This is a genomic window from Gimesia chilikensis, assembly GCF_008329715.1.
In the GTDB taxonomy this organism is placed as follows: domain Bacteria; phylum Planctomycetota; class Planctomycetia; order Planctomycetales; family Planctomycetaceae; genus Gimesia; species Gimesia chilikensis.
In genome coordinates this window covers 771,049-797,676 of record NZ_VTSR01000032.1, presented here as the reverse complement: position 1 = coordinate 797,676, position 26,628 = coordinate 771,049, and the positions used below count along the sequence as shown (strand labels likewise).

General features: G+C 50.8%; 19 protein-coding genes. 8 read left to right on the top strand and 11 right to left on the bottom strand.

What is annotated here, in order from left to right; translation table 11 throughout:
- Window positions 1-353: 353 nt before the first annotated feature.
- Window positions 354-2,174, bottom strand: coding sequence for a 30S ribosomal protein S1 (gene rpsA, locus FYZ48_RS27925; RefSeq protein ID WP_149345746.1), 1,821 nt, complete (start codon window positions 2,172-2,174; stop codon window positions 354-356).
- A gap of 456 nt (window positions 2,175-2,630) precedes the next feature.
- Window positions 2,631-3,809: an aldose 1-epimerase family protein gene (locus tag FYZ48_RS27920; RefSeq protein ID WP_149345745.1), complete on the bottom strand. Its 1,179-nt coding sequence runs from the start codon at window positions 3,807-3,809 to the stop codon at window positions 2,631-2,633.
- Between the two features lie 232 nt (window positions 3,810-4,041).
- Between FYZ48_RS27920 and FYZ48_RS27915 the strand changes: the two genes are divergently transcribed.
- The 3 genes from FYZ48_RS27915 to FYZ48_RS27905 all read left to right on the top strand — a co-directional run bounded on the left by FYZ48_RS27915 (window position 4,042) and on the right by FYZ48_RS27905 (window position 8,503).
- Complete coding sequence (locus FYZ48_RS27915; RefSeq protein WP_187782265.1) at window positions 4,042-4,899, top strand: glycosyltransferase family 2 protein; 858 nt, start codon at window positions 4,042-4,044, stop codon at window positions 4,897-4,899.
- 289 nt (window positions 4,900-5,188) lie between these two features.
- Window positions 5,189-7,183 (top strand): ATP-dependent zinc metalloprotease FtsH, encoded by a 1,995-nt coding sequence (ftsH, locus tag FYZ48_RS27910; RefSeq protein WP_149345744.1) that lies wholly within the window; start codon window positions 5,189-5,191, stop codon window positions 7,181-7,183.
- 66 nt (window positions 7,184-7,249) lie between these two features.
- Entirely contained in the window at window positions 7,250-8,503 is a 1,254-nt protein-coding gene (locus FYZ48_RS27905; protein ID WP_149345743.1) for a DEAD/DEAH box helicase, read from the top strand.
- A gap of 6 nt (window positions 8,504-8,509) precedes the next feature.
- On the opposite strand, the gene FYZ48_RS27900 is transcribed toward FYZ48_RS27905, so the two are convergent.
- The 4 genes from FYZ48_RS27900 to FYZ48_RS27885 all read right to left on the bottom strand — a co-directional run bounded on the left by FYZ48_RS27900 (window position 8,510) and on the right by FYZ48_RS27885 (window position 12,935).
- Window positions 8,510-9,388: an alpha/beta fold hydrolase gene (locus FYZ48_RS27900; protein ID WP_149345742.1), complete on the bottom strand. Its 879-nt coding sequence runs from the start codon at window positions 9,386-9,388 to the stop codon at window positions 8,510-8,512.
- 70 nt (window positions 9,389-9,458) lie between these two features.
- Entirely contained in the window at window positions 9,459-10,649 is a 1,191-nt protein-coding gene (bioF, locus tag FYZ48_RS27895) for an 8-amino-7-oxononanoate synthase (protein ID WP_149345741.1), read from the bottom strand.
- Between the two features lie 39 nt (window positions 10,650-10,688).
- Entirely contained in the window at window positions 10,689-11,828 is a 1,140-nt protein-coding gene (locus FYZ48_RS27890; protein ID WP_149345740.1) for a M24 family metallopeptidase, read from the bottom strand.
- 54 nt (window positions 11,829-11,882) lie between these two features.
- Window positions 11,883-12,935, bottom strand: a complete 1,053-nt coding sequence (locus FYZ48_RS27885; protein WP_187782264.1) for an FAD-dependent oxidoreductase — start codon at window positions 12,933-12,935, stop codon at window positions 11,883-11,885.
- A gap of 641 nt (window positions 12,936-13,576) precedes the next feature.
- On the opposite strand from FYZ48_RS27885, the gene panB reads away from it, so the two are divergent.
- Window positions 13,577-14,392 carry a 3-methyl-2-oxobutanoate hydroxymethyltransferase gene (gene panB / locus FYZ48_RS27880; RefSeq protein WP_149345739.1) on the top strand — a complete coding sequence of 272 codons (816 nt, stop codon included), beginning with the start codon at window positions 13,577-13,579 and terminating at the stop codon, window positions 14,390-14,392.
- A gap of 15 nt (window positions 14,393-14,407) precedes the next feature.
- Here panB and FYZ48_RS27875 read toward each other — a convergent pair whose 3' ends face one another.
- The 3 genes from FYZ48_RS27875 to FYZ48_RS29410 form a co-directional block, all read right to left on the bottom strand.
- Complete coding sequence (locus tag FYZ48_RS27875) at window positions 14,408-15,169, bottom strand: polyprenol monophosphomannose synthase (RefSeq protein ID WP_149345738.1); 762 nt, start codon at window positions 15,167-15,169, stop codon at window positions 14,408-14,410.
- Window positions 15,170-15,202: 33 nt separating this feature from the next.
- The gene (locus tag FYZ48_RS27870) at window positions 15,203-16,585 is read right to left on the bottom strand and encodes a tetratricopeptide repeat protein (protein WP_149345737.1); all 1,383 of its coding nucleotides are present in this window, start codon (window positions 16,583-16,585) and stop codon (window positions 15,203-15,205) included.
- A gap of 1,319 nt (window positions 16,586-17,904) precedes the next feature.
- Window positions 17,905-18,126 carry a hypothetical protein gene (locus FYZ48_RS29410; protein WP_187782284.1) on the bottom strand — a complete coding sequence of 74 codons (222 nt, stop codon included), beginning with the start codon at window positions 18,124-18,126 and terminating at the stop codon, window positions 17,905-17,907.
- Window positions 18,127-18,142: 16 nt separating this feature from the next.
- On the opposite strand from FYZ48_RS29410, the gene FYZ48_RS27865 reads away from it, so the two are divergent.
- The 3 genes from FYZ48_RS27865 (at window position 18,143) to FYZ48_RS27855 (ending at window position 21,714) form a co-directional block, all read left to right on the top strand.
- The gene (locus FYZ48_RS27865; RefSeq protein ID WP_232105146.1) at window positions 18,143-18,652 is read left to right on the top strand and encodes a HEAT repeat domain-containing protein; all 510 of its coding nucleotides are present in this window, start codon (window positions 18,143-18,145) and stop codon (window positions 18,650-18,652) included.
- A gap of 468 nt (window positions 18,653-19,120) precedes the next feature.
- Window positions 19,121-19,639 (top strand): QcrA and Rieske domain-containing protein, encoded by a 519-nt coding sequence (locus FYZ48_RS27860; RefSeq protein WP_145040068.1) that lies wholly within the window; start codon window positions 19,121-19,123, stop codon window positions 19,637-19,639.
- Between the two features lie 77 nt (window positions 19,640-19,716).
- The gene (locus FYZ48_RS27855; RefSeq protein WP_145440428.1) at window positions 19,717-21,714 is read left to right on the top strand and encodes a cytochrome b N-terminal domain-containing protein; all 1,998 of its coding nucleotides are present in this window, start codon (window positions 19,717-19,719) and stop codon (window positions 21,712-21,714) included.
- Window positions 21,715-21,731: 17 nt separating this feature from the next.
- Here the strand turns inward: FYZ48_RS27855 and FYZ48_RS27850 are convergent, their stop codons facing one another.
- A complete protein-coding gene (locus FYZ48_RS27850; RefSeq protein ID WP_149345736.1) occupies window positions 21,732-22,865 on the bottom strand; it encodes a S41 family peptidase in 1,134 nt (377 codons plus the stop codon).
- Window positions 22,866-22,880: 15 nt separating this feature from the next.
- Here FYZ48_RS27850 and FYZ48_RS27845 point away from each other — a divergent pair, with 15 nt between their 5' ends.
- Window positions 22,881-23,174 carry a hypothetical protein gene (locus FYZ48_RS27845; protein ID WP_149345735.1) on the top strand — a complete coding sequence of 98 codons (294 nt, stop codon included), beginning with the start codon at window positions 22,881-22,883 and terminating at the stop codon, window positions 23,172-23,174.
- A gap of 280 nt (window positions 23,175-23,454) precedes the next feature.
- On the opposite strand, the gene FYZ48_RS27840 is transcribed toward FYZ48_RS27845, so the two are convergent.
- Complete coding sequence (locus FYZ48_RS27840; RefSeq protein WP_149345734.1) at window positions 23,455-26,505, bottom strand: PVC-type heme-binding CxxCH protein; 3,051 nt, start codon at window positions 26,503-26,505, stop codon at window positions 23,455-23,457.
- Window positions 26,506-26,628 lie beyond the last annotated feature (123 nt).

The following is a 26,628-nucleotide window of genomic DNA, read 5'->3' as shown; positions in this document are numbered from 1 at the left end:
TAGATATACCGACACCCTGTAGATTTTTTATCGGCAGGCAACATCGCTTTTCTGAAACAGGAGTCAGAAAGCAGCCCGGGAAAACACGGTTCTGCGGAAACTGTAACGGTTATATCAACTGGGGTAGATTAGCGAGCTAAAACACAGCTATTACAGTACTTTTTCACAAATAGCCCACACTGACATTGCATCCAGCAACTTTGATCCATGTGCATCAACAGTCGAGAAACAGACACGACTTAAGTATCTGGTAGAACATCGAATTCGCTCTAGACGTAAAAAAAAGCGGCGATCATTTCTGATCGCCGCTCTATATGCAACTGACAGTCAGTGACTGAAAGTGTTAAGCAAGTTTACTCTTCGCTGGAATCTTCTTCTTTGGAAGGTTCCGCACTCTCAGAAGGCATGGTGAACAGTGGAGCATCTCCACCGGTTCCCCCCATGAGTTCCTTACGAGGAGTGGAAGTCACTTCGCTGCTTTCACCAGCAGCAGCTTCTTCCTCAATCGGTTCTTCGAGTTTACGACTCAGGCCGATTTTACGATCGTCTGTGTCGACACGCAGGATTTTTACATCCAGGGTTTCCCCGACTTTGACGATGTCTTCCGGATTTTCAACCTTGTGGTCTGCCAGTTCAGAGATATGGAGCAGACCTTCCAGTTCGTCTTCCAGTTCAACAAAGACACCGAAATTGGTGATCTTGGTAACCACACCCTGCACGATTGCACCTGGCTGGTATTTCTGAGGAATGTCGGTTTCCCAGGGATCCGAAGAAAGCTGCTTCAGGCCCAAGGCAATCCGCTTGCGTTCTTCGTCCACAGAAATTACCAGACACTCGATTTCATCGCCTTTCTTCATTACTTCACTGGCGTGTGAAATCTTACGGGTCCAGGACATGTCGCTCACGTGCAACAGACCGTCGACACCTTCTTCCAGCTCGATGAATGCACCGTAGTTGGTAAGGTTGCGAACAGTCCCTTTGACCTTGGCACCTTCGGGGTATTTCTTGGTGACTTCGTCCCAGGGATTGGACTGAGTCTGCTTCATACCCAGAGAGATTTCCTGCTTGTCTTTGTTCACGCCCAGAACCACAACTTCGACTTCGTCACCGATATTGACCAGTTCGCTGGGGTGGTTGATGCGTTTGGTCCAGGACATTTCACTGATGTGAACCAGACCTTCAATCCCGTCTTCCAGTTTCACAAAGGCACCGTAAGACATGACATTGACAACCGTGCCGGTAACCTTGGTTCCCACGGGATATTTGGATTCGACCAGTTCCCAGGGGCTCGGTGATTTCTGCTTGAGGCCCAGAGCGATCTTTTCTTTGTCGCGATCGACGCTCAGGATCATGACTTCGATTTCGTCATCAATCTTAACGATCTCAGTCGGATGATTGATACGGCCCCAGCTCATGTCAGTAATGTGCAGCAGACCATCGATACCACCCAGGTCGACGAAGGCACCAAAGTCGGCGATGTTCTTGACAACTCCTTTGACGATCTGACCTTCTTCGATTTTGCTGAGCAGGTCCTGTTTGAGCTTTTCGCGTTTTTCTTCGATGAGCTTACGACGTGAAACCACAATATTACGACGGGCTTCGTCGATTTTGAGGATCACACACTCAATTGTACGACCAATGTAGTTGGCGATATCAGAGGGACGACGAATATCGACCTGGCTGGCTGGCAGGAAGACGTTCACGCCGATATTGATCAGCAAACCACCTTTGATTTTGCGAACCACGGTACCAGAAACCACATCGCCTTCGGCGTGGGTTGCGATGACCTTTTCCCATTCGCGAATCCGGTCTGCTTTGCGTTTGGAGAGCATGGTCAGGCCGAACTCATCTTCGACCTCTTCGAGCAGGACCTGTACTTTATCACCGGCCTTAGGAGGTTCTTCCTCTTCGGACCATTCGTCAATATGTACGACACCTTCACTCTTGAATCCGATGTCAACGAGAACCTCTTCACCGTCGACACTCAAGACCACCCCGTCGATGATCTGATTCACATCATAGGCAATGGAAACCGATGCGTAGACATCATCCAGCACCCAATCATTCTCATCACCTTCTTCACCCGCTTCAACTTCGGGCATGACCTCGGCGAATGCAGCATCCAGGTCTTCGTCAGAAATACCAAACTCTCGAATTAAGTTACGATCAACCATACTAAAAAAAATCCAACTACACTTGTGATTTCGAAATTCATATCACGACTGGAAGTCATGGTTTTCTGATGTCAGCGGAAACAGAGCAAGGTTCTATTTCACAAGCTTAAAAGCGTCTCTTTATTGACATCATCGCATCATATTCGACAGATGCGGGCCTCTACAGGGCTGTCAACTTGCCTTCAAACCGGAACCGACAATCTAAAAAAAAAGCGAAGAGATCAGAGAATCTCCCGCAACGTTCCAGTGAATACCAACTTCTCCAAAACCATCTGTCTGACTTCATGGTCAATGCCCAACGCATTAATCAAGGCATAAAGCAGATCAGTCCGGCAAATATATCAGAAGGTTTTCATTTAATTCCAGCCATATAGGAGGCAGAAAGTGATGAAATCGCTGATTTCTTCGATTTTTCACCAAAATTGAGTCGGAATTCAATTTCACCCTGATTAAATGTCAGGAAAACCGGGGATGTGGCGACTCGTGTACCACAGACGGACTCTGTTGACTTAGTTTCGTGATTTTCTGGCGGATGGCATCAACCGAATCTGAATTATTCAAAATGGAGATTTTGAATTCTGCCTCATAACTCTCACCGGGCTGTAATGCCTTAAGCCGCCCCTGTTCCCGTTCTGTAGCACGAAAATTAGGGTAATTGATGCCAGGTTCCAGGCCAGTCACATAGCCAGCGGCTTCGGGTTGAGTATTTTTCCAGAGCGTAAAACAGGGTAGTTTCGCCTGCACGAACTCCACCAGAAACCCTATTCCACCCTCTCTACCAGACAGCAAGGCAGGGGTAAGCCCCTGCTCGTCGGCGATGGGTTTAAAATAGTAGGCTTGTTCAGCATAACCTGGAGTCGGCCCCAGATAGGTCTGGTAAGCCGTAACACCCTCTGCAGCACGGGGATCGCGTGGAGCCATTTCTTCAAAAGGGATCGCGAATTGAGCTCCAGCTTCTAGAAATGGTGCCCCCACATTGATGTGATAAAGCAGTTCGGATTCTGCGTCACTGGCACCAACATTCTTAACCTGGTCTCTGATTGTAAATGATTCAGAGCCCAATTGAGTCTCCAGGGTTGATTCCAACTGCAACTGGCTGCCAAACAGCATGCCCTCTGTCATGCGTCCGGTGATTCGTATCCATCCCCCGTCTGCAGGATCCAGTTCGACTGAGACAAAATGGGCAGGAGTATTCGCGATGCGACCATGCAGAGTCAGTTCCGACTCAAGCGGGTTGCCGCCATCATCTGTTCCAGGGGGGCCCATGGAAATCAGCCCACATCGACAAATCAGTTCATTAAATCCACTCAGCCAGCCCAGACCTCCCCGTTCTGAGAGGTTAACCAATGCAGGATTGACCGGAGCTTTGACAGGGGAATTCCAACCGAGAGGGATCTCATCAAATATCCCGTTCCAGACTCCCATACCCCTGGTAGGGATGATATTGAGCTTTAAACGCCCGTTATTGACTTCAATCAGGTCTACTCCCTCAGATGGACCTCCATGCAATGGTCGTTTGTCAACAGACCAATCTGATTGCTTTGAAAACTCAGGGTGACTCTCTGAATTCAGATGGACCTTCTCGATCCAGGTCTGAGAACTCACGTCAGTGAACAAAATCTGAGTTGGTTTCATTGGGGCGCCTCAATGCTTTGGGATCAGAAAATCGATATTTTCGTCATTACCGTCGCAATAATGAACATCAGCCTGACGGTATGGATAATGTAAACCGCTCCATTTCACATATCCACCAGTGAATGCGAAAACGAAACAGAAACTACTCTTGCAGATGCTATTTACGACTTATAATACAGAATAGAACCGATTAATCCCAAACCGACAACCCTTTTACGACTAAAAGTTGATCATGGAACCATCGTCTATCGCACGTTTTCCACAGTCTGATGAGCACGGCTATCCTTACACGACCGAATGGTACGAATCACTGAAGTCGTCCCTGGGTGAGGCGGGCTGCCGTCAGTTAGGCTTCTATCCGATCCCGCAAGATTTTCTACTGTCGGTCGTAATCCCGATTTTCAATGAACAAAAGACGGTAGAGAACCTGATCAGCCAGGTCAAAGCAGTGCCCATTCGCAAGGAGCTGGTACTCGTCGATGATGGCAGCACAGATGGCACTCGAGATATTCTCAAACGTCTCGAAGAGCAATCGCAGTCGGAGCAGGATGCGTATAACGAAATCCGGGTCATTTTCCATGAGGTCAACCAGGGGAAAGGGGCAGCCGTCCGCACTGGTTTCCTGGAAGCGCAGGGAGATGTAATGCTGATCCAGGATGCTGACCTGGAATACGATCCCTCTGAGTACCCCCGTTTGCTACAGCCTATTATCGAAGGTCGTGCCGATGTCGTGTATGGCAGCCGGTTTCTGGGAGATCAGCCGCATCGCGTTCTCTACTATTGGCACTACCTGGGAAATAGGTTTTTGACGACCCTCTCAAACTGTTTCACCAACCTCAACCTGACCGATATGGAGACCTGCTATAAACTGTTCAAAAAGGATGTGATCAAGGAAATCGCTCCTGGACTCTGTCAAAACCGATTTGGTATCGAGCCGGAACTGACAGCCAAAGTGGCCCGACGTCGCTGTCGTATTTTCGAGATGTCGATCAGCTATGATGGACGCACTTATGATCAGGGGAAAAAAATCGGCTGGAAAGACGGCGTCAAAGCACTCTGGTGTATCGTCCGCTACGGTCTGAAGGATTAGTGACCAACCCCAATCTGCAATAAGCTGGCTCAGCGGCTACACTTATTTTCACAACGGCTTGCCCGTTCCTTTCTAAAATCAGGTCTGCCACCATTGCCTGCGGGGCGGATTTTCCCATAGAATCAGCAAATAATATTTAATCTGGCAATGATACACATGTCTCCCCGCTCTTCGCAGGAAGAACTACCTGGTCGAACACGGATGTCTAACCAGAAGACAATGACACACCAGGATGATCCCAGCCATCAGCAACCAGTAAGAAGATCTTAAGCAACGAACGGAACAGCATATGGCCTCTCCGCAGGAGAATCCCCAACGAACTCCTCCTCCCGGCAAAGATCCCCAAAAGCCATCCAGCAAAGAAACTCAAGGTGCCCCATCAACCGGCCCCTGGCTGATTATTCTGCTGATTCTGGTCATTGGCAGTCTGATGATGATGAAATCTTCTCCGGAGAATACCGGTTCGAAGGTCGATTACAGCTTTTTCATTGATGAACTCAAAAGGGGCAACGTCGATTCCGTCGAGTTCCACGGAGATATCCTGACCGGTAAATGGAAAGTCCGTCCGAAAAACCCTGATGACAAAGAAAAGAAGGGAGAAAAGCTCGCGGAAGAGTTTAACACCGTGCTCCCCTCTCACCCGGTTGAAGATCGTGACCTGGTTCCCGAGTTGATTAAACAGAATGTAACCTTCAAAGCCGAGAGTACCAGTGTCGGCATCGGTACGTACATTTTACCCTGGCTGATAGGCCCCTTGCTGATCATCGGCTTCTTCTGGTTTATGCTCCGACGGTCTGCCGATCCCATGGGATCGGGAATGCTTGGTAATTTCACCAAGAGCCCGGCCAAACGTTTCCGACCTTCCGAGGAACAGACCACCTTCGACGACGTCGCAGCAATGGAGCAAGCGAAGGCGGAACTGCAGGAGGTGGTTGAATTCCTGAAAACTCCGGCCAAATTTCAGCGTCTCGGTGCGCAGATCCCCAAGGGTGTGCTCTTGATGGGCTCGCCCGGGACCGGGAAAACTCTGCTGGCCCGCGCCACCGCAGGGGAGGCCGGCGTTCCCTTTTATTCGATTAACGGTTCGGAATTTATCCAGATGTTCGTTGGCGTCGGTGCCAGCCGGGTGCGTGACCTGTTCCGCAACGCCAAGGAAAATGCCCCCTGTATAATCTTCGTCGATGAAATCGATGCTGTTGGTCGAATTCGTGGTGCCGGACTGGGCGGGGGACATGATGAACGCGAACAGACCCTCAACCAGATGCTCAGTGAAATGGATGGTTTTCAACAGAATGAAGCCGTCATTGTAATCGCCGCAACCAACCGTCCTGACGTTCTGGACCCGGCACTGCTGCGTCCCGGGCGATTCGACCGGCATATCACAGTTGACCGTCCTACGAAAGAGGGTCGGGCAGCGATTCTGAAAGTACATTCGCGGAAAATCCCCCTCTCGGATGATGTCGATCTGGAAAAGATCGCTGCAGGAACAATTGGCTTTTCGGGAGCTGATTTGAAGAACCTGGTAAATGAAGCTGCCCTGTCCGCGACACGGCTCAATAAAGATCAGGTTGATAAAGAAGATTTTGACAATGCACGGGATCGTGTTTTAATGGGACCACCTCGCGAAGAGATTCTCAGTGAAAAAGAGCGGGAAATGACCGCTTACCACGAAGCAGGCCACGCGTTATTAGCCTGGTTGCTTCCGGAGATCGATCCAGTGCATAAAGTGACTGTCATTCCTCGCGGCAGAGCGTTGGGCGTGACACAACTGCTGCCCGATGAAGAGCGTTATAACATGGGTGAGAAACAACTCCACTCACAGTTAGCCTTCATGTTGGGTGGTCGTGCTGCAGAAGGGCTGGTGTTTGGTGAGCATACAGCCGGAGCAGCAGACGACATCAAGCGTGCCACACAGATCACACGTAAAATGGTCGGACAGTGGGGCATGAGTGGTGTAATTGGACCTGTGGCGTTTCGCCACTCAGATGAAAACCCGTTTCTGGGTAAAGAGATGAAATCTCAAGGCGAGTGCAGTGAAGAAACCGCACACGTCATTGACCAGGAAATGCAGCGGTTCTTAAACGCTGCTGAAGAACGGGCAGTGAAAATTTTAACAGAAAACAGGGAGAAACTTGACCTGCTGGCAAAAGCACTCGTAGAACAAGAGGCCATTGACAGTAATGACATCAAGCGTCTGATCGGAGTTTCGGTTCGGGAACAAGCGAACCTGGATAACGCGAAGCAGGCTGGTACTGATACAGAAAATGAACAGCCACCAGAATAATGCTCCGGCACAGGATGCCTCAGCGCAGAGCGAGATTTCTCCTGCCTCAGCAGGAATTTACAGGAAATGAATCAGAAGAAGAAAAAGAAAAAAAAGACCATAACCGCCAGTTTTGATCAGCTAGGACTCAAAGACAAAATATTAAAAAACCTGAGCAAAGCAGGTTATGAAAAACCAAGCCCCATTCAGGCTGAGTTGATTCCGATCGCTGTCACCGGCAAAGACTGTATCGGCCAGGCACGTACGGGAACCGGCAAAACTGCAGCATTCTCTCTGCCGGTTCTGCAGCAGATTGATCTCAGACGCCCTGGAATCCAGGCCCTGATTCTTGCTCCGACTCGCGAGTTGAGTGAACAGGTCGCCGTGGAAATCCGTAAACTCTGTCCTTCGAAGTCACTCAGTCTGGCCGTTCTGGTGGGAGGCAAGCCTGTTCGCCCCCAGGAAAACCAGCTAAAGAAAGGTGCCCAGATCGCCGTTGGTACCCCTGGACGAGTCATCGACCATATCAACCGTGGTAATCTGAAGCTGAACACCCTTCGCTTTGCTGTTCTGGATGAAGCGGACCGGATGCTGGACATCGGCTTCCGACCAGACATTGAGAAGATTCTCCGCAAGTGTCCCAAAGAACGCCAGACATTGTTGCTCTCAGCAACACTGCCACCGCCTGTCGAGCGGCTGGCACAACGCTATATGCGTGAGCCCGTGATGATCGATCTGTCCGAGAACAAAGTCAGCGTCGATGCCATCGATCAGTATTACATCACTGTAGACCCAGATCGAAAGATCAAACTGCTCTCACGACTGCTGTTCCAGGAACGTCCGAAACAGACCATCGTCTTCACCAGAACCAAACGGGGAGCCGACAAGCTGGATCGGATCTTCTCGAAGAAACTGAAGGACGTTGCCGCCATTCACGGGGACCTGCCTCAACCCAAACGGGACCGGGTACTGAAAAAATTCCGTGAAGGAAAAATCCGTCTTCTGATCGCCACTGATGTGATGGGACGAGGCATCGATGTCAGTGGAATTTCACACATCATCAATTTTGATATTCCCGAATTCAGTGATGACTATGTGCACCGCATTGGACGAGTTGGAAGACTCTCGTCGGACCTGAAGGGGGCTGCGTTCACCTTCGTCGCTCCCGATGAAGGTGATCAGTTAACCAACATTGAAAACCGGATTAACCACATGATCCAGGAATTCCGGGTTGATAAATACGAAGCCTACCGTCCCAAGAAACCTCGCAAGGAACTGGAACAGATTTCCCACCTGGGGAGCACCGAGCACCTGATCAATCCCGAATTCGGTGATTTTTAAACCGCGTCAAGCCTGTTGCTGGAGAAACTGCTCAATGCGGGGCAGCATGATTTCATGTGCGTCTTCAAAGACGTAATGCCCCGCGTCTGGAATTCGCAGTGTCTCTGCCTGTGGGAACCGACGCTCGAATTCTTCGAGAAAATTCGTAGTAAAGCACCAGTCCTTTTCTCCCCAGATCAACAGCATCGGCTGATCTTTGAACTGCGCTAACCCGTCTTCGACATGCTTCAATGTCTCATAACTGGGGTGCGAAGGCTTCAGAGGAATATCCTGCACGAAACGGTGCACAGCAACCCGGTTCTGCCAGTTGTCGTATGGCCCCAAAAAACCGGCTTTGACATTCCCGGTCATCCGCTCATGTTTCTCCACTGCCATCCGAATCGCAGCCCCGGAGAAGAGATTGAGACCTCGGACGCCCCAGGCACCCAAAACAGGGATTCTACAGACTGCAATTCGCAGTGGAATTTCCTGTGAACGAAAGGCGGCGGTGTTCATCAGAACGAACTTTCCGAACCGTTCAGGAAGGTCGACGGCAGTCCCCATCCCGATGGCGCCACCCCAGTCATGGGCAAACAGCGTGATGTTCTTGAGATCCAGTTCTGTGATAAGGCTTTTCAGATTCGCGATATGTGCCGCAAGAGTATAGGAATAATCCTGGGGCTTATCTGAGAGTCCGCACCCCATATGATCGACGGCAATCACGCGATAAGAGCTGGAGAGCTGCTTCACCAGCCGCCGCCAGGCGAAGCTCCAGGTAGGATTTCCGTGCACCATCAGCAGAGGCTCTCCCTGGCCTTCATCCAGATAGTGATATTGATGTCCGTCAATCTTCAGCCAGTGCGAAGCAAACGGATATTCTTCTTTGATCTGTTCACGAAAATTCATGTGGGCTTCTTCAATCGTAGTCTCTGACAGCATTTGTAGCGATGGCTCTCTATTACTGGTTTTGCATACCTTATCGGGATTCCCCGTTTCTGGCGAGTGAACCATCCAGTGCTTTTAAAAACCGCTCCAGATCTTCCCTCTGATGGGCACAGGTCAGCGAAATTCGTAATCGGGAAGTCCCCTGGGGAACGGTCGGGGGCCTGATCGCTCCCACCAGGAAACCATCTGACTGCAGATCCCTTGCCACCTGCATCGTTAAGGCAGGGTCGGACAGGATCACAGGGATAATTGGCCCCGTGGAGGCAGGTACCGTCAGTCGAGAGCGTTCCTTCAGGCCTGATCTCAGATAGCGGGACAGCTCATGCAGTCGATCGCGTCGCATCGATTCTGTCTGGATGACTTCCAGTGCAGCACAGGCAGCAGCACAGATAGACGGGGGCAGGGCAGTGGAGTAAATCTGGGTACGCACGCGGTTCCAGAGCCAGTTGGTCAATGTTTCAGAACCAGAAACGAAGCCTCCCAGGCAGCCCACAGCTTTACTGAGTGTACCAATCCGAATGGCCACTCTGTCTTCAACCCCCAGCTCTTCAGCCAGACCGCGTCCTTTACCTCCGTACACGCCGGTGCCGTGCGCCTCATCAATGATCAGGCTGGCCCCAAACTCCTCTGCCAGATCACAGAGATCACGCAAAGGGGCGGAAAGGCCATCCATACTGAATACGGAATCGGTAACAATGAACTTCCTGCCTGCTCCCGTGGGTTTCGCGAGCTCGCGTTTCAGTTTCTCCAGTTGATCATGTCGATAGACACGAAACCGGGCTCCCGAAAGTCGGCAACCGTCAATCAGGCTGGCATGATTTAACCGATCACAGAAAATGATATCTGCTTCCTGAGCGACCGCTGAAATCACCCCCAGATTGGCAGCATAGCCACTCGGAAACAACAGAGCTGCCTCCGCCCCTTCAAATTTTGCCAGCTGCTCTTCCAGCCGAACATGCCAGCTGGTTCGACCACTCACCAGGGCACTGGCACGAGCCCCGACTCCCAACTCAGAGAGTGCGACAGAAGCTGCAGAGACCAGTCGTGGATCCTGAGCCAGATCGAGATAGTCGTTACTCGAGAAATTGATCAGTGTCTGGCCATCAAGCAGACAACGTCCCCCAGTAAGAGGCTGAAACATTCTACGCGAACGAAACAGCCCCGCCTCCCGGATCTGCTGGAGATCTGTTTCCATCCATTCCGGGAGTTCTGAGGACGTCATAAATTCGACTACCTGACGGGAAGGACTACAAGATTCCGACTACTTGAGTGCAATGACATGATTGCTGAGCCGTTCAAATCCATCTTCCGTGATCAGGTAATTGTGCTCAATCCGCATGCCACCAATACCTTCCACATAGACACCAGGCTCCAGAGTCACCACATCACCTGCCAAAAGAGTATCGATGCTCTCCGGCACGAGAATCGGTGCTTCCGGATGTCCCAGCCCGAGGCCATGACCGGCGTGATGCTGGAAGTTTTCTTTATATCCAGCATCCCAGATTGGGGCTGCTGTTGCGGCATGCACATCAGCACATTTGGTTCCCGCTTTGAGAGTCGACTCTCCCCCCTGCATAGCAGCCTGACAGAGACCAAACAGTTTTTCCTGCTCCGCACTCGGTTCGCCAACAGCAATCGTATTGGTAAAATCGCTGCGGTATCCGTGAATCACGACCGAATAATCGAGAACGAACAGGTCACCGTTGCCCAGAACATGACCGGAAGGTAGTCCGCCTGCCTTGGGGACCTCAGGCGTTGAAGCCCGGAAGTCACCATAAATAATCACTGGCAGACCGGCGGCCTGCAGCACCGCTGCTTGTACTTTGCGGAAAATATCGAACTCACTTTTACCAGCCTCGACAATTTCTCGAGCACAGGCGTGACCTGCGTCACAGGCTTGCATACACTGTTTCAGCAATGCGATTTCGTCATCGTGCTTCTGACGACGCAACTGACGCAGCACGCTACCCAACTCAAGTGTCGCATCGGTCTGAGTGATTTCCAGTTCCTGCAGCGCCCCTACCGGCAACCATTCCGCTTCGATGGCACCGGGACGTCCTTTTAATTGCGGGACAACTGACGCAAGTGCTTTAAACAGGGCGTGATCTCGATTTTCGACCGAATGTTTGTGGTCGTACCAGGTTTCAACGGCCTCGCGATCTACATAAAACTCGGCAGCAGCAGATCGGAGTGTGAAATTATCTCCGATCAGGGTTACGCCTTTTTCCCGATCCAGCAGTAACAGAGCCCGTTCGCCCCGAGAAAAACTGCAGGGTTGCACCAGAAAATTCGAGAGGTACAAGACGTGACGCGGGTCTGCAATCAGAATCCATTCCAGATGATCGGGAACTGCATCCCACAATCGTTTCTGTCGCGCCTGACATCCTTCTTTTGTCAACATAACGATATAGCCCTTCAGACAGATTAGTTTTCAGCGTTTTTTCAAATCGGCTTCTTATTCGTAACCGTTGGCAACCAGCCAGCGTTCCGCATCCAGGGCTGCCATACACCCGCTACCAGCCGCGGTGATTGCCTGCTTGTAGTTGTCATCGGCCACATCACCGGCAGCAAACACGCCATCCACATTTGTATTCGTGCGGAAAGGAACCTGCCACTGGATAAAGCCTTTGTCGTTCAGGTCAATCTGACCTTTCAGAAAATTGACATTCGGCGTGTGCCCGATGGCAGCGAAATAGCCGGTGGCTTCCAGTTCTTCGGTCTGGCCTTCATCGACGGTGCTGCGAATCCGCACACCTGTCACGCCCTGTTCGTCGTTCCCCAGAACTTCATCGATGACCGAGTTCCATTTGACTTCGATCTTTTCATTCGCGAGTGCCCGGTCTGCCATGATCTTACTGGCCCGGAATTCATCACGGCGATGTACGATGTAAACTTTGGAGGCAAACTTGGTCAGGTAGGAGGCTTCTTCCATCGCGCTGTCACCACCGCCAACCACCACCAGGGGATGATTCCGGAAGCGGGGCATCGCTCCATCGCAGACTGCACAGGCGGAAACGCCCATGTTCTTAAAACGATTTTCTGAATCCAACCCGAGGTAATTAGCCCGGGCACCTGTTGCGATAATTACCGCCAGGGCTTCTACAGGTTCTCCATTTGACGGGGTCACCTTGTAGGGATGTGATGAGAAATCGACATCGACCACATCATCAGTGACGACCTTGGTGCCAAAGTTTTTGGCTTGTTGCCGCATCAGCTCCATCAGTTCCGGACCACTCACTCCATGACCAGTGTGAGGAGCCATATATTTGCGTTTAGATTCCTCAATAGAATCATTCAGGTACGACTCCAGGTTTCCCGCAGGAAACCCCGGATAATTCTCGACTTCGGTTGTTAATGCCAACTGACCGAGGGGAAGCGTTCCCTGCAAACGGTTTTCTTCAGTCACTGCTCCTTCAAAGCACAATGGCTCGAGATTGGCACGAGATGTATAAATGCAGGCTGCCCAGGCAGCGGGCCCTGATCCGATCACAACAACTTTTTCTGGCACGATTGATATCCTCCTGAGATGCATTCTTCCTGACTGAAGTGCTTGAAACAAACTTTCAGTACATGAATCTGCCAGTGGAAAGGGATTGGTAAATACAGCCAGCATACGAACCTGGCGTGTGTCACAATCCTACTGAAGTTGGGGCAGGAATTCCAGAAGCCGGGAGGACAGGATTAAGTGCTGAGACGGAAAAGAGGAAACAAAAAAAGGTGCTCCAAAACACCGAAGTGAATGGAGCACCTTTTCTGTGCTGAATGGAGCAAGTGCGGGCCAACGCTTGCCACCATCGCTGCCATAGGTATACTGCACAAGCTGTACCACTCAATATTTTTTCCGCATTTTTTATCCCTAAGAGCCTGATATATAGTCTTTTAGAGTTTTAAATAATTTTTAGCCGTTTGGGGGCCACTCTTGAACCTGTTGCATAATGCAACATTAGTTGCAAAATAAGACAGGGCAAAATGCAACACACGCTACTGCGGAGCACTTTTCTAAGTTTTGGCGATCAGAGTCTTGCTATTCCGGAGTTGGTTTTCATATTGTGAACCACAAACTGACCTGATCAGTCTAGAATCATATAATTAAATGAGTTATCTCCTGGCCGGGTTGCCAGGGCAGCTACACGTTTTAAGGAGAGTTCCGTGTCGAATGCGTCGCCAGCACGGCCGAAAAAGTTTACCGTCCCCCGTTTCATCGCCGCCAAACAGAAACAACAGAAAATTACGATGCTGACAGCCTACGACTACCTGTCAGCAAAACTTCTGGATGAAGCAGGATTAGACTGCCTGCTGGTAGGCGACACTTTAGGAATGGTCGTGCAGGGCAAGAGCACAACACTGCCCGTAACCGTCGATCAGATGATCTATCATGGTGAAATGGTGGTTCGAGCCGTTCAACGGGCTATGGTGATCGTCGATATGCCATTCATGTCGTTCCACGTTTCTCCCGCTCAGGCATTGGAGAATGCCGGCCGGATTCTTAAAGAGACCGGTGCAGACGCCGTCAAACTTGAAGGGGGCGTGAACCAGGCGAAAACGATTGAAGCGATTGCCGCCGCGGATATCCCGGTGATGGCTCACCTGGGGCTGAAACCTCAATCAGTGCGTGCCCTGGGAGGTATGGGGAAAATTCAACGGGACGAAGACCAGTTGATTGCAGATGCCCTGGCAGCAGAACGAGCAGGAGCGTTTGGGATTCTACTCGAAATGATTACGGCTCCCATTGCCAAACGCATCACAGAAACGGTCACAGTGCCCACTATCGGTATTGGCTCTGGAGCAGGTTGCGACGGACAGGTGCTTGTCACTCCGGATATGCTGGGCATGAATGCCGAATTTCACCCGCGATTCCTCAAAAAATACGCGGATCTGGCATCAGATATCACTACAGCAGTGCAGGCTTATGCCAGTGAAGTTCGGGAAGGTGCCTTCCCGGATGAATCACACAGCCATACCTGATATCTTTTAATCCGTTTATTTAGTGGATTCAGCGGGTAAAACTTTTACCCGCTTTCCCAGAAGATTGTCGATCCCCAGCACGAACATGACCCAGAGCGCTGAAAAAGCCTCTTTCATGTTGATTTTGGAACTGCCATACCGACGCTCTTCGAAGGTGAAGGGAACCTCCTGAAAGGTACAGCCAACCCTGCGGCAGCGGTAAAGAATTTCTTCCTGAAATGCATATCCTTTAGCACGTAGCAGATTAAAATCGATTTCAGCCAGTTTCGGAACGCGATAACAGCGGAAACTACCGCTGCAGTCCCTTGATTTCAGACGAAGTAGTAGTCTTGCGTACCAGTTAATCGCGCCACTCATGAAATAACGCTTCGGCCCCCAGCCCTCAATTTTTCCTCCAGGCACATACCGAGAGCCGATCGCGACATCTGCCTGTTCGGTTGCAGCAACGAGATCAGGCATAAATCGAGGAGGATGGCTGAAGTCGGCATCGAGATTCAGCACCAGATCATAGTGGTTTTCAATTGCATACTGAAAACCAGCTATCGTGGCGGTCCCTAAGCCCAGTTTGCCGCTACGATGAATTGAATGAATTCGCGAATCCGTCTTTTTGAGCGATTTGACATAATCGCCTGTTCCATCCGGCGAGTTGTCATCGATGACCAGAACGGCAGCATAGGGGAGATGATGATGAATCTCCGGAATCAACTGTTCCAGATTTTCCTTCTCATTGTAAGTACATAATGTCACCAGCAGGCGCGGAGTAGCAGATTCATTCATCGGTTTCAGAAGCCCAGCATTCAATCAGTCAAATCATTTGGGGGGAATCAGCAACGGTGTTTGTTGACTTGTAGCAGGCTCAGGAGCAGGAATCAACGGCGCACCCGGGGTATCTTCTGCCTGGGGAAGGGGAGGTAACCCAAGATTGTTGATCTCAGGAAGCGGTTTGGGGGCAGTTGTTTTGTTTTCAGACTCTTTACGAGTGGGTTGTTGCTTTACAGCCGGAGGCGGAGGTAGCGTGCCTGAGATAGGTGCCGAACGCCTTGGTCCCAGAGGTTGAGTCTGGGGTTGAGGCTCAGATTTCTTCGATTCAAATGCCGGGGGACGCGTATTTGCCGGATTGACAACGTGACCACCGGAAGCTTGATTGTTCTGTGGGACCATCTGCTGACCGGCCTGCTGAACCTTGGGATCCAGAAAAGCGAGGAAGTGATCTCCTCGTCCAGCCAGTCGGGCTGCAGTCTCAAAAACATCATGTGCCTGTTCGGCCTGACCATTGAAATGCAATACGACGCCAAATACGAATAAGCGTTCCGGATCGCGAATATCTTCCTTTACCCAATCCGCTACCTGGTGGACCAGGGAATCTCTGGCAATCGCATTGTCGGGACCAAACAGTTCACTCAAGCTTTCTCCCGTCACAGGCCAGGAGGGATCCAGAGCCAGCCCCTGCTTAAATTCATAGGCTGCTCGATCATACTGTTTGAGTGCCAACAGAGCATAACCCTTCTTGAAATGAGGAGTGGCCAGATCTTTTGCCAATGAGGCTGCAAATTTGTAGCGTTCGTAGGCTCTACGGTAATCCAGTTTCTGGAAATACTCATCTCCCTTAACCTGATTTCTGAGGCTCAGTTCTCGCGCATGCCGTGTGGAAGGGACGATGTATTTTTGAATCTTGCGTGAGGGCTCTGGTAAATAGTCCGGATCAGTCCACCGTTGAAGATCCTGCTGTACTGCGTTATTGAGCGGCTGATTACTGACAGTTCCCGGATTGGTTAATGGCAGCGTCCCCGGAACATTACTGTAGGGATAGACCGTCGGCGGTGAAAATCCCTGACCGGGCAGGATCGGATACATACCGTTTAAGGAGTACCCATTGGAAAACAGCACAGGATTGCCGGCCACAAATGCATCAGTGCTGTAGTAACCGAAGCGGTTATAGAAATAAGGTCCCCAGGGATTTCCATAGTAGGTATTCCCGGGAAAAGCGAAATTGAAATAGACGCTTCCATTATTCCCGCTGACCGACCAGCCGGGGCTGGCCCAGTTCCGGCCATAATATCGAGGATAAGAATGGCTGTGGCCGTGATGAGAGTGATGATGCCCGTGCGCACCATGGTGTCGATTTTGTGCCCAGCCAGGAATGGCAAAACCTGAAAGCAGACAGGCCGCGCTCAATATGAGAAAGTATCGCATTCATTCTCTCCTGTGGCCCAGAAATAACGAGATGTCTTCATTATGGTTCCCCGTTTGCGGAAAAGCAAGAACGGTTCAATCACTATAAACGAAAGCCTCTGACAGAAAACTACCTCTGAAATCAGAACATGAGCCAGGGTTATAACTCATCAATGCGGGAGAATATCTTTTTCACGCACAATTCACACTGTAGAGGCAAACGAATCAGCAGGCAGACCGGAAAAATCAGTTGCGATCGGAGTCATCAGAACTGATCGATAAATTCTCTCACAATCCAGGCTGGCTGGCAAAGTTTTAACGCTGATATTTCAAGCAGCCTTAAGAGTCACCTGGTGCAAACCCTTCAATAAAAACAGCTCCCGGGAACAGGTCTCTCCGCACATTAGGCATAGCCGAAACGGTCTACTTCAACTTCTCTTCTAACACACAGCCTTCCCAGTTTGACACTTTATAAGGGTAGTTCACCAGGATTTCACAGCATAAATCTACCCTAGATTAACCAACCGTTACGACGCATATAATCGTGTGTAAAAATGACGTAACCTTTTTATCTGATAATGACTTGAGACATTCAAGCGGTAATTACAGCACGCCGATAGATTGTACCAGTCGCAATGAGAATTCATATCTGAATGATCAAAACAAACAATTCGGATGTGAATCAGGACGGTGCTGGAGAGCATCGCCCGCAATCGAAATTACTAGAAGTTTATCGTAAGGGTATCTGACCTCGGAACGATGCCCTGAGAATCAAGCCAGCGCGAGTTGAAGATTTCAACTTGGACCAATAGCAGTCCCAATAGGAACAAACCAAAATTCGCGCCGTAACCACTGTGATGTGACACAAGAGGCACATCAATCTGTCTATGATGGTCAGAAAACGACCCAAGAAGGAGACGCTGTTCTATGAAATGGATTAGTCTGTTCAGTGCATTTGTTGTGGCATTGGGGATGAATGCCGTTGCACAAGCAGATCTTTTTGACCTTTCGCTTAATTGCGGGGCTGCAAAGAGCTGTGAATGTGCCTCGACCTGTCAACCAGAATGCTGTAAACCCACTATTACCAAACCTTGTGAGCCTAACGTTTATACATATCAGCGTCAGTGCTCTAACATTAAACCGCCTTGCTGCTGTGAATCTGCTCCAACCTGCTGCAAACCGCTTCGCAAGAAGCTGCGTGGCTGGTTCAAACGGAACTGCTGCAGCACCGATTCCTGCACTCAGGATAACTGCTGTGCACCAGCTCCAAAGGCTTGCTGTGCTCCTGCTCCTAAAGCATGTGCCGCACCAGCCCCTAAAGCTTGCTGTGCTCCGGCTCCTCAAGCATGTGCCGCTCCGGCTCCAAAAGCCTGCTGTGCTCCTGCTCCCAAAGCATGTGCCGCACCGGCTCCACAAGCCTGCTGTGCTCCTGCTCCCAAAGCATGTGCCGCACCGGCTCCTAAGGCTTGCTGTGCTCCAGCTCCCAAAAGCTGCTGCCCCGCTCCTAAGACCTGTGCTGCTCCGGCTGCAGATTCCTGCTGCAACGAACAGCCTTGCTGCAACGCTGATCCTTGCGAAATCGCTGAACTGATCTACCAGTCTCAGACTGCTTGCTACGCTAAACACCGTCGCAAAGCTATCCACAAACTGGGCGACAAGTTCCGCTGTGACTGCAACCCGGAAATCATGTGTGCCTTCATCTACGCTCTGAACGACGCTGACGAACGCGTTCGTGCTAAAGCTGCTGATGAAATCGGTGACCAGCTCCGCAAAAACTGCTGCTGCTGCTCTCCTGAGCTGACAGCTGCTCTGACCTGTGCTCTGGGTGACTGCGACAAGAAAGTTGTTCGCGAAGCTATCCAGGCTCTGGAACTTTGCGGATACGAAGTTGTTGAAGGTTGCTGCGAACAGCCTTGCTGCGACAATGGATGTGCTCCTGCCGGATGTGCTCCTTCTGCAGCTCCTGCTGCTCCTGCTCCAACTTCTGATCCTAAGGCTTACTTCCCAAGCCGTCTGCAGGATCAGCAGAAGCAGACTCGCCGCCTGAGCGGTAACAGCCTGTCAAACCTGTTCGGTCTGATTGACTAGTCTTCAATCAACCGGTCAGCTTGACCGATCTGAAAAACGAAAACGGCTCCCCTGGATTCAGGGGAGCCGTTTTTTTGTGTTTATAACCAGAATTCCTGTATTGAAATCCGGCAATTCTGGATAGTATAATCCAAAATACAATAATTGATTGCCTTAAAGACCTGAAACAAATAGACTTAATTTATCGTTCGTATTCTATGACCTGATTTGTTAGGATACCTCTAAGAATCAGGATAACAATCAGAAGTCACGAACTGATGTCGGGCTTGAGCGATTGGAAATACCCACCAAACATGCGACTCAAAATACGGGTTGCATCCTGCCAACTATATCCTGCTGAAGACTACTGTCCGAGAGTAAAGAAACTTACCATGACCCTGTAAGTCACTCGTTGTCTGATTCCGGGAGCACTCCGATTCCTCGGACGGCTGATCTGAATCGACGATCCAGATTTGAAGGTTCACACCAATGCGACGTCGTAAATTCCTCAAATATTGCAGCGGTATTCTGGGATCTGTCTACGCCACCATTCTGGCGGTTCCCGCACTGGGTTTCCTGTTTTCAACACTGAAACGGGGCCGAAAAACTGAACAGACTTACCAGCTGTCCCGTCTGGACGATCTGGAACCCGGGGTGCCTCAGCGGTTCACTATTGTGGATCAGCGAGTTGATGCCTGGACGAAATACCCTTCCGGCCCGATCGGATCTGTCTGGATCACCAAGAGTCAAGATGGAAAAGTAACTGCATTCTCTTCAACCTGCCCCCACTTGGGTTGCGTGGTCGACTATGTGCCCGGCGACGAAGAATTCTTTTGTCCCTGCCATGCTGCTACATTCCAGACTGATGGTGCTGTAGTCAGTGGACCTGCTCCCCGCGGTATGGACGAATTGAAGACCTCGATAAAAAAAATTCGAGGCGAGCAGTGGGTTGAGGTCGAGTACCAGAAATTTGAGGCAGGAATTTCGGAAAAAGTTTCCATTGGCTGATTCAATATCTTTAAATTTTCACACTGCGACCATTTCACCTGGATGAATTAATCTGTGTCCCCTGGGGAGAGATTTCCGTGCTGTCAGAAAAAACAAAACAGTGGATCGATGAACGAACCGGCTACAAGAATTTCTTTCATGCGATCTTCCTATTAAACTTTCCGACCAAACGACGCTCTCGCTGGCAGTTTATCTGGGGAGGAGCTCTGGTATTGATGATGCTGGTGGAAATCATCACCGGCGCACTCATGATGACCGTCTACAGCCCCTCTGAAGCCTCGGCCTGGGGAAGTGTGCATTATATGGAAACCCAGGTAGACCTGGGCTGGTTTGTCCGCGGATTACATCACTACACGGCTCATATGATGATTGTTGCGATCATCATCCATATTTTCCTGGTGATTATCTCAGCCGGCTATCGTAAACCGAAAGAGTTCATCTACTGGACCAGCTTGCTGATTGGTGGGGTGATTATCGGACTGACGATTACCGGGAACGCGCTTCCCTGGGACCAGAAAGGGTATTGGTCTTATCAGATTGAAACCGGTATCGCCGGCACGATGCCGGTCATCGGTTCCACATTGCGTTCGCTGGTAGTAGGCGGAAGTGAATTCGGCAATCTGACCCTGACACGGCTCTACACCATTCACGTGATGGCACTACCTGTCATTGCCATCATGCTGTTCGTATTTCACATGGCGTTGATCCGTCGCGAACGCCTGCGAACCGCTAAAGTCAAAGAAGCAAACGATGATCCGAATGTGGATTTTGAACTGGATGAAGATGATCCAGTCAAAGACGAGATTACGCAACCTTACTGGCCTTACCAGACGACTCGTACCCTGGTTCTGACTCTGATCCTGGTCGGAATCGTGATTCTGCAGATCGTTGCCTATCCCGCATTGAAAAACAAGCATCTGGACGTTGGCATTGGGGACTGGCAAGCAGATCTACCCGCCAGTGAAATTAAGCTCGAGGCTCCAGCAGACAGTGCAATCCCTTATGTGGCACGTCCTGAATGGTTTGTTCGTTTTCTGTTCGAGTTACGACACATGGTTCCTAAGGAACTTGAGGTGCTTGTCACCGCAGTACTTCCGGGTGTGATCCTGGCGATTCTGGTACTGGTTCCCTTCTATGAAAAAGTCTTTGGTGAGCAATGGGGGCAGCGTCTGGCGATCGTGGTCTATGTCGGCGGACTCCTGATCATCTCCGGTATCAGTTGGTACGGAATTCAAGCGGAACGCAGTGCACCGGATTATGAATTGAATCGTTCACAGGAACTGGCTTATGCAGCACGTGCTTCCTGGCTGGCCAGCAAAAATGGGGTTCCACCGGAAGGGCCTGCGTCTCTCCTGCGAAATGACCCCAAATCGATGGGGCCGATAATCTTTGCCCGGCATTGTGGTATATGCCATACCTGGAACGGACATGATGGAACCGGGCATAACATCATGGAAATGAAAGATGGCAAAAAAGTCATCGCCACGCCTCGTGCCTCTGATCTGGCGGGTTTCGCAACCACAAAATGGTTAACCGAATTTCTGCTGGATCCACGCTCCCCCAAATTCTTCGGACACCTGGCTACCGTCAAGGGAGGGGATGCGATTCTGAATGGCGACATGAGCGACTGGGCAGACAGTTATGTCGGACCGGAAGGAATCCTTACGAAAGAAGATGTCGAAGCGGTCGCAGCTCTCGTCGCGCGGGAAGCGAAACGACGTGACTACGTAAAACCTTCGCAAGAAGTCATTCAGCGGGGTATTTCCGTCTTTAGCGGTGTGGACTTTAAAGATAAGTCAGGCAAAGTCGTCGAGTTCTATGGCTACTGTGCTCAGTGTCACGCTATGAAGGCTGGCGATCCCAACGAAGAGGGTGGGGGAGCCGCTCCAGACTTCAACGGCTACGGCTCTGAAAAGTGGCTGATCGATTTCATCCGTAAACCCGGAGCCGAGCATTTCTACGGCGAGAAAAACATCATGCCTTCCTTTGAAGAGTCCAAAATCTCAGAGCATGATATTAAACTGCTCGTCAAGTGGATGCGTGGCGAATGGCAGCGTCCGACAGAGGAAAAATAATAGAGACGCTCTCCCGATTATTGTTGCCCGTTGTTTCCTGAGCGGGGAACGAGAACCGCATCTGTTCTCTCAAAATCGGATGTCTGTTTTCGTAAGTGTTTCAGGGTCGCTGTGAGGACAGGATCGGCGGTTCTGGTATACTCCTCGGGGGCAACCTCCACGGGTATGTCTGGTTGAATGCCAACAGTATCGAAGGATTTCCCGCTCACATCCCGGGGAATCCAGCGGGGCAGGTTGACGATGATTTCCGCTCCTGCGTCCAGCTGGCGAGGGTTGCCGCTGGAGCCTGCTGTCCGATCTCCCATCGTGGTGACATGCGGACAGGCCGCCAGCATCAACACAAAGGCCTCGGCAGAACTCATTGTTCGCTCTCCCTGCAACACGATTACAGGCCCCCGGTAATACCAGTTCTGATCGGGTACGAAGATCCGCTTCTGCAGGGTTCCCAAATCGGTGTGCTTGGGCCCACTGCGATACTGATGCATGGCATACTGTGTCGACTCTTCGGCAAAATACCCGGCCATTTTCCTCGCCAACGGTTCTGCACCACCTCCGTTAGCGCGCAGATCCAGAACCAGGCCACGAGTCTCCTGCATCTGCTTCAAAGCCGCTTCAAATCGATCCGGCAGACTTGAAATAGACAACGTATCAACGGCAATGTACCCGATCTGGTCTTGAGTCCGTCCCCAGCGCAAACCTTTGATCTGATTCAGCGGTCCAATCAGGTTAACCGCAGCCGCGGGACTGGCGTTAAACAGTCGTTTCCTCTGATAACCATTCAGAAAACTTCCAGACACCCTGACGTACACGTGCAGGTCTTTTAATTCCGTCAGCATTGCATTCAGCGTTTCTGCCAGGTCCTGATTGGTTTTCGCATTCGCTACCCGGGGCCGGTACTCCTGTTTCAACTGTTGCCAGTCGATCTGCTCTTTGACTGCAAACAGGGCATACTCACGATCAAAGGCATTCCAGACCTGATCGAAGATCCGCACCGCCTGTCCCTGTTCCAGTGGCAGGGGCACAGACAGCGTCTGCTGACGAAAGGCATCCACGTACCGGGCGGTCTGTTTATGCGTATCGATGACATAAAATCGCCGTTCACTTTCTGAGGTTTCACAGTCGATCACCACCGATTCCCGGGAGGGCACCATCGGTCTGGCTCCTGCATGCCAGCTGGAACGGAGTTTGTGATTTACGAGTCGGCGAGCCTGTTTGATGAGATCTGCGTCTCCCTGTTTCCCGACCGTATCGGCGGGGAACAGCTCTCCTACGCGCGCGGGATGAAAGCGAATCCAGATGCTGGTGATGTGGTCTCCCTGGCCGCCACTCGCTTTGAGGATGTCCCCTGGTTGATCCGGATAGACGGCCGCCCAGAGGACATTCGAGCCATTTTTCCCCAGGACGACCTGGGATGGTCCGAGCTTGATCTGAAACTGATCCCCCAGCTGGTACTCGAATGACTCGAGCCGCCAGACGTCCTGCGGACCTGTCTGCCAGTCATAGCTTTGATTCTATATTGAGAAATCGATCGTCGCTGGATACTGTTTTGCCAGATCGGTGGCACCGACCGGAATGGTCCGCGCTGACACCAGGCTCATTACCAAAACGGAACAGACCAGACGAAACGTCCGACGCCGGCAGACAGTGACAGAAAGCATCACAGTACCTCTTCTCAGACGAGAAAGGATTCCAGTTTGATGAACCAGGTGCCTGCACAGCGGGACGGCCGCCGCTGATCCGTTATTTTGACTCGAGTGACTCAGGTAATTTCACTTGAGAATGGCCCGAGAGATAGGCAATCAGATCAGCAATCTCCTGTTCGCTCAGCTTATCCAATTGTCCCTCCGGCATCAGTGAGAGATTGGACTGACTCATCTCTTCGATCTGGCGTCGGTCCAGTACCATCAGCTCCGTCTGTGTTTGCAGTGTGAGCTGTTGGTCAGTCTTACGAACAACATTCCCATTCAATACCCGACCATCTTCCAGAGCGACCACCACCATCTCGTATCCCTTGGGAATCAGGGCAGAGGGGTCGACCATATTTTCGAGCAGATAATCCATATTGGTCCGGTTAGAGCCCGTGAGATCAGGTCCAATGTTACCTCCGCTCCCGAAGAGACGATGACATTTTGCACAAGTCTTCTCATAAAGTGCCCGCCCCTTAATACGATCCGCGTGCTGCAAACGATTTGCAGTGAGAAGAGTTTTATAACCTTCGATCTGGGCCCGCTTTTTCTCAGGAGTTTCCCGAGTCAGTCCCCAGACCTGATTCAGTTTTACCACTACCGCTTTGTCTTTAAAGTTGCGTAATTGACGCACATGAAATGCAGAGACATCTTCCTGGGGAACCTGTTTCTTGTCGATGGCAGCTAGGAGGAGTAGTACGTATTCCTTCCGACTGCAAAGCGTATCCATCAGAGCCAGACGCCCCTGATGTTTAATGTTGCGGTAACGCCCCAGCATGCGTTCCACAGTTTTGGGATCATAGAAACGTGAGAGCCCCCGAAATGCCAGGACCTGCAATTCGGTCGTGTAGGCAGCCTGCTGAATCACAGGCAGGAGGTCTTTATCCTGAGAGTTATTTAACAGGGATTCTAAAGCCTGATAGCGGCTCTTCATCGGCTGATCTTGATCCATCGCAATTTTCTTGAGTACTTCCATCGTCTGGCCATCACCAAAGACAACCGACAATCCTGTAACCAGCTCTCGCAGTTCTTTTGAATCTGTTTTCTCGGCCTGTTGTTTCAGTGTATTCCAGTTGCCAGGCGTTTCTGCCTTAAGACGACCTTCCAGAGCCGCCTGCATTCCGGTTAACAGATCCTGTTTGACTTCGATGTCTTTCGTGTCAATCACCTGCTGAACCAGACTCTTAACATATTCAGGATGCTGATCGATGTCTTCGGTCAGCCGCCGGGCTACAAGTTGACGGACCAACGGACGAGTTGCGTGTTTCAGATAATGAATTGCTGCATCACTGTCTGCCATCACAGCCGGTTCAATTCCGTACCAGAGCATCAGCGTAAAGTTACGATCCTCTGTATCCTGGTGATGGGCATCCAGGGCTGATGCAATTTCCCAGCGATCAGACTCAGGCAGCGACTGTAGTGCAGAAGCCAGATAGAGCCGCACCAGGCCTGATTTTTCATCCTTCGCCATACGGGCAAATTCCTTCACAGCTGAAGCAGGTACCAGATCGTCATCGACCAGATATCGAATGGCCCAGATCCGCACATGTTCGTTCGGATCCTGCAACTGTTTGGTAAGCCAGGCATTATTCACCTGATTCATACAAAAGAGAGTCCACATGGCACGCAAACGACGGGAGACATCTCTGTTCGTCTCAAAGATTTTTAATAGTTCCGCCTTGGCCTGGTTCCAGTTTTCTGATTCCCCAGCACGCTCCATCAGAATGCGACGCGCATGACGTACATACCAGTCGTTGGGATGCAGTTGCAGCTTAACCAACTCGCTGTCGGACAGTTTGTTTAGATCGATTTTTCCGGGGAAAGTCGGTTTCCCGTAACTGACCTTATAAATACGCCCGCTGGTACGATGCACGCCATCATGGTCATGACATTCTCCCAGATCAGCCCAGTCCGAGAGGTAGACCGCACCATCCGGACCGTACTTCAATTCGATGCCACGAAACCAGTCTGAACCAGTTAACAGGAAATCGGGACGATGCGTTCCCTTGTACCCTGAACCTTCACGAACCAGCGCGTCATTATTGACACGATGCCCGTGTGTGTTACACAGAAAGATTGAGTTCCGATATTTGGACGGCCAGTTATCACCCAGATAGATCATGCCGCCACAATGACTGTGTCCGCCCCCCAGTTCACCGTGAACCCCCGATGTATCACGCGAATCGGTCCACTTTCCAGAGGAACTGTCCCAGTGATCGTGGTCGGCGCACTTCGTCATCAGCTCATACGCGTAAGGGTTGGGATCGCTGCCGTGACCGGACATGCGAATGTAGTGCGACCCGGGAATCATATGCCAGAGATGGCCATTGACGTTGTTGGTAAAAAACATCTGGCCGTATTCATCATAGTCAAACCCCCAGGGATTGGTGGTACCGGAGCTGACTTCTTCCACGATCTTGCGATGAGGATGATATCGCCAGATCCCACAGTGGATCAGTGTTCGCCGGGAAGGTTCCGTTTCGGGAGTCCCAACCAACGATGAATCAGTAATACCATGCCGACCGTAGAGCCAGCCGTCCGGTCCCCAGGTCAGTCCGCTGACAATATTGTGACGGACAGTTTTATAGTTCCAGCCTTCGAGTAACACCTGCGGTTCACCATCGGGCACGTCATCGTGATTTTTATCCTCAATGTAAAGCAATTCACCACGGCACAAAGCCCAGACGCCGTTAGATCCGACTGATACGCTGGTTAACGGCCCCTGTCCCTGCCAGAACACCTTCCGCTGATCCATCTGGCCATCACCGTCGGAATCTTCCAGAATGACAATTCGATCCTGATACTGATCCTGATAGACTCCATGGGCTTCATAGGTGAAACACTCCGCCACCCAGAGACGACCCCGGTCATCGATGGCAAAGCCGATTGGTTGATGCACATCAGGTTCACTGGCAAACAGATCTACTTTAAAACCCTCGGGGACAGTCATATTTTTGACTGTCTGTTCGGCAGAAGTTGCCTGATCCTTGGGATCCTGAGTATTTTCTATTTTGAAGTCATCAGCTTTGAGCAGAGACAGAGAGCCCAGGAGCAGGGCAGAGACCAGGAAGACGAAACAATGGGGGCGTAGATCGAATAAGCGCATCGATAATCCTTGTTAACTTCATGTCAGTAAGCATAGACAGTTAAAAATATGATTATCAATGCTATAGCAGGCTGGAAGCAAGAGCAATCAAATCGGGTTTCAGATCCCCGATTCTGTCAGAAA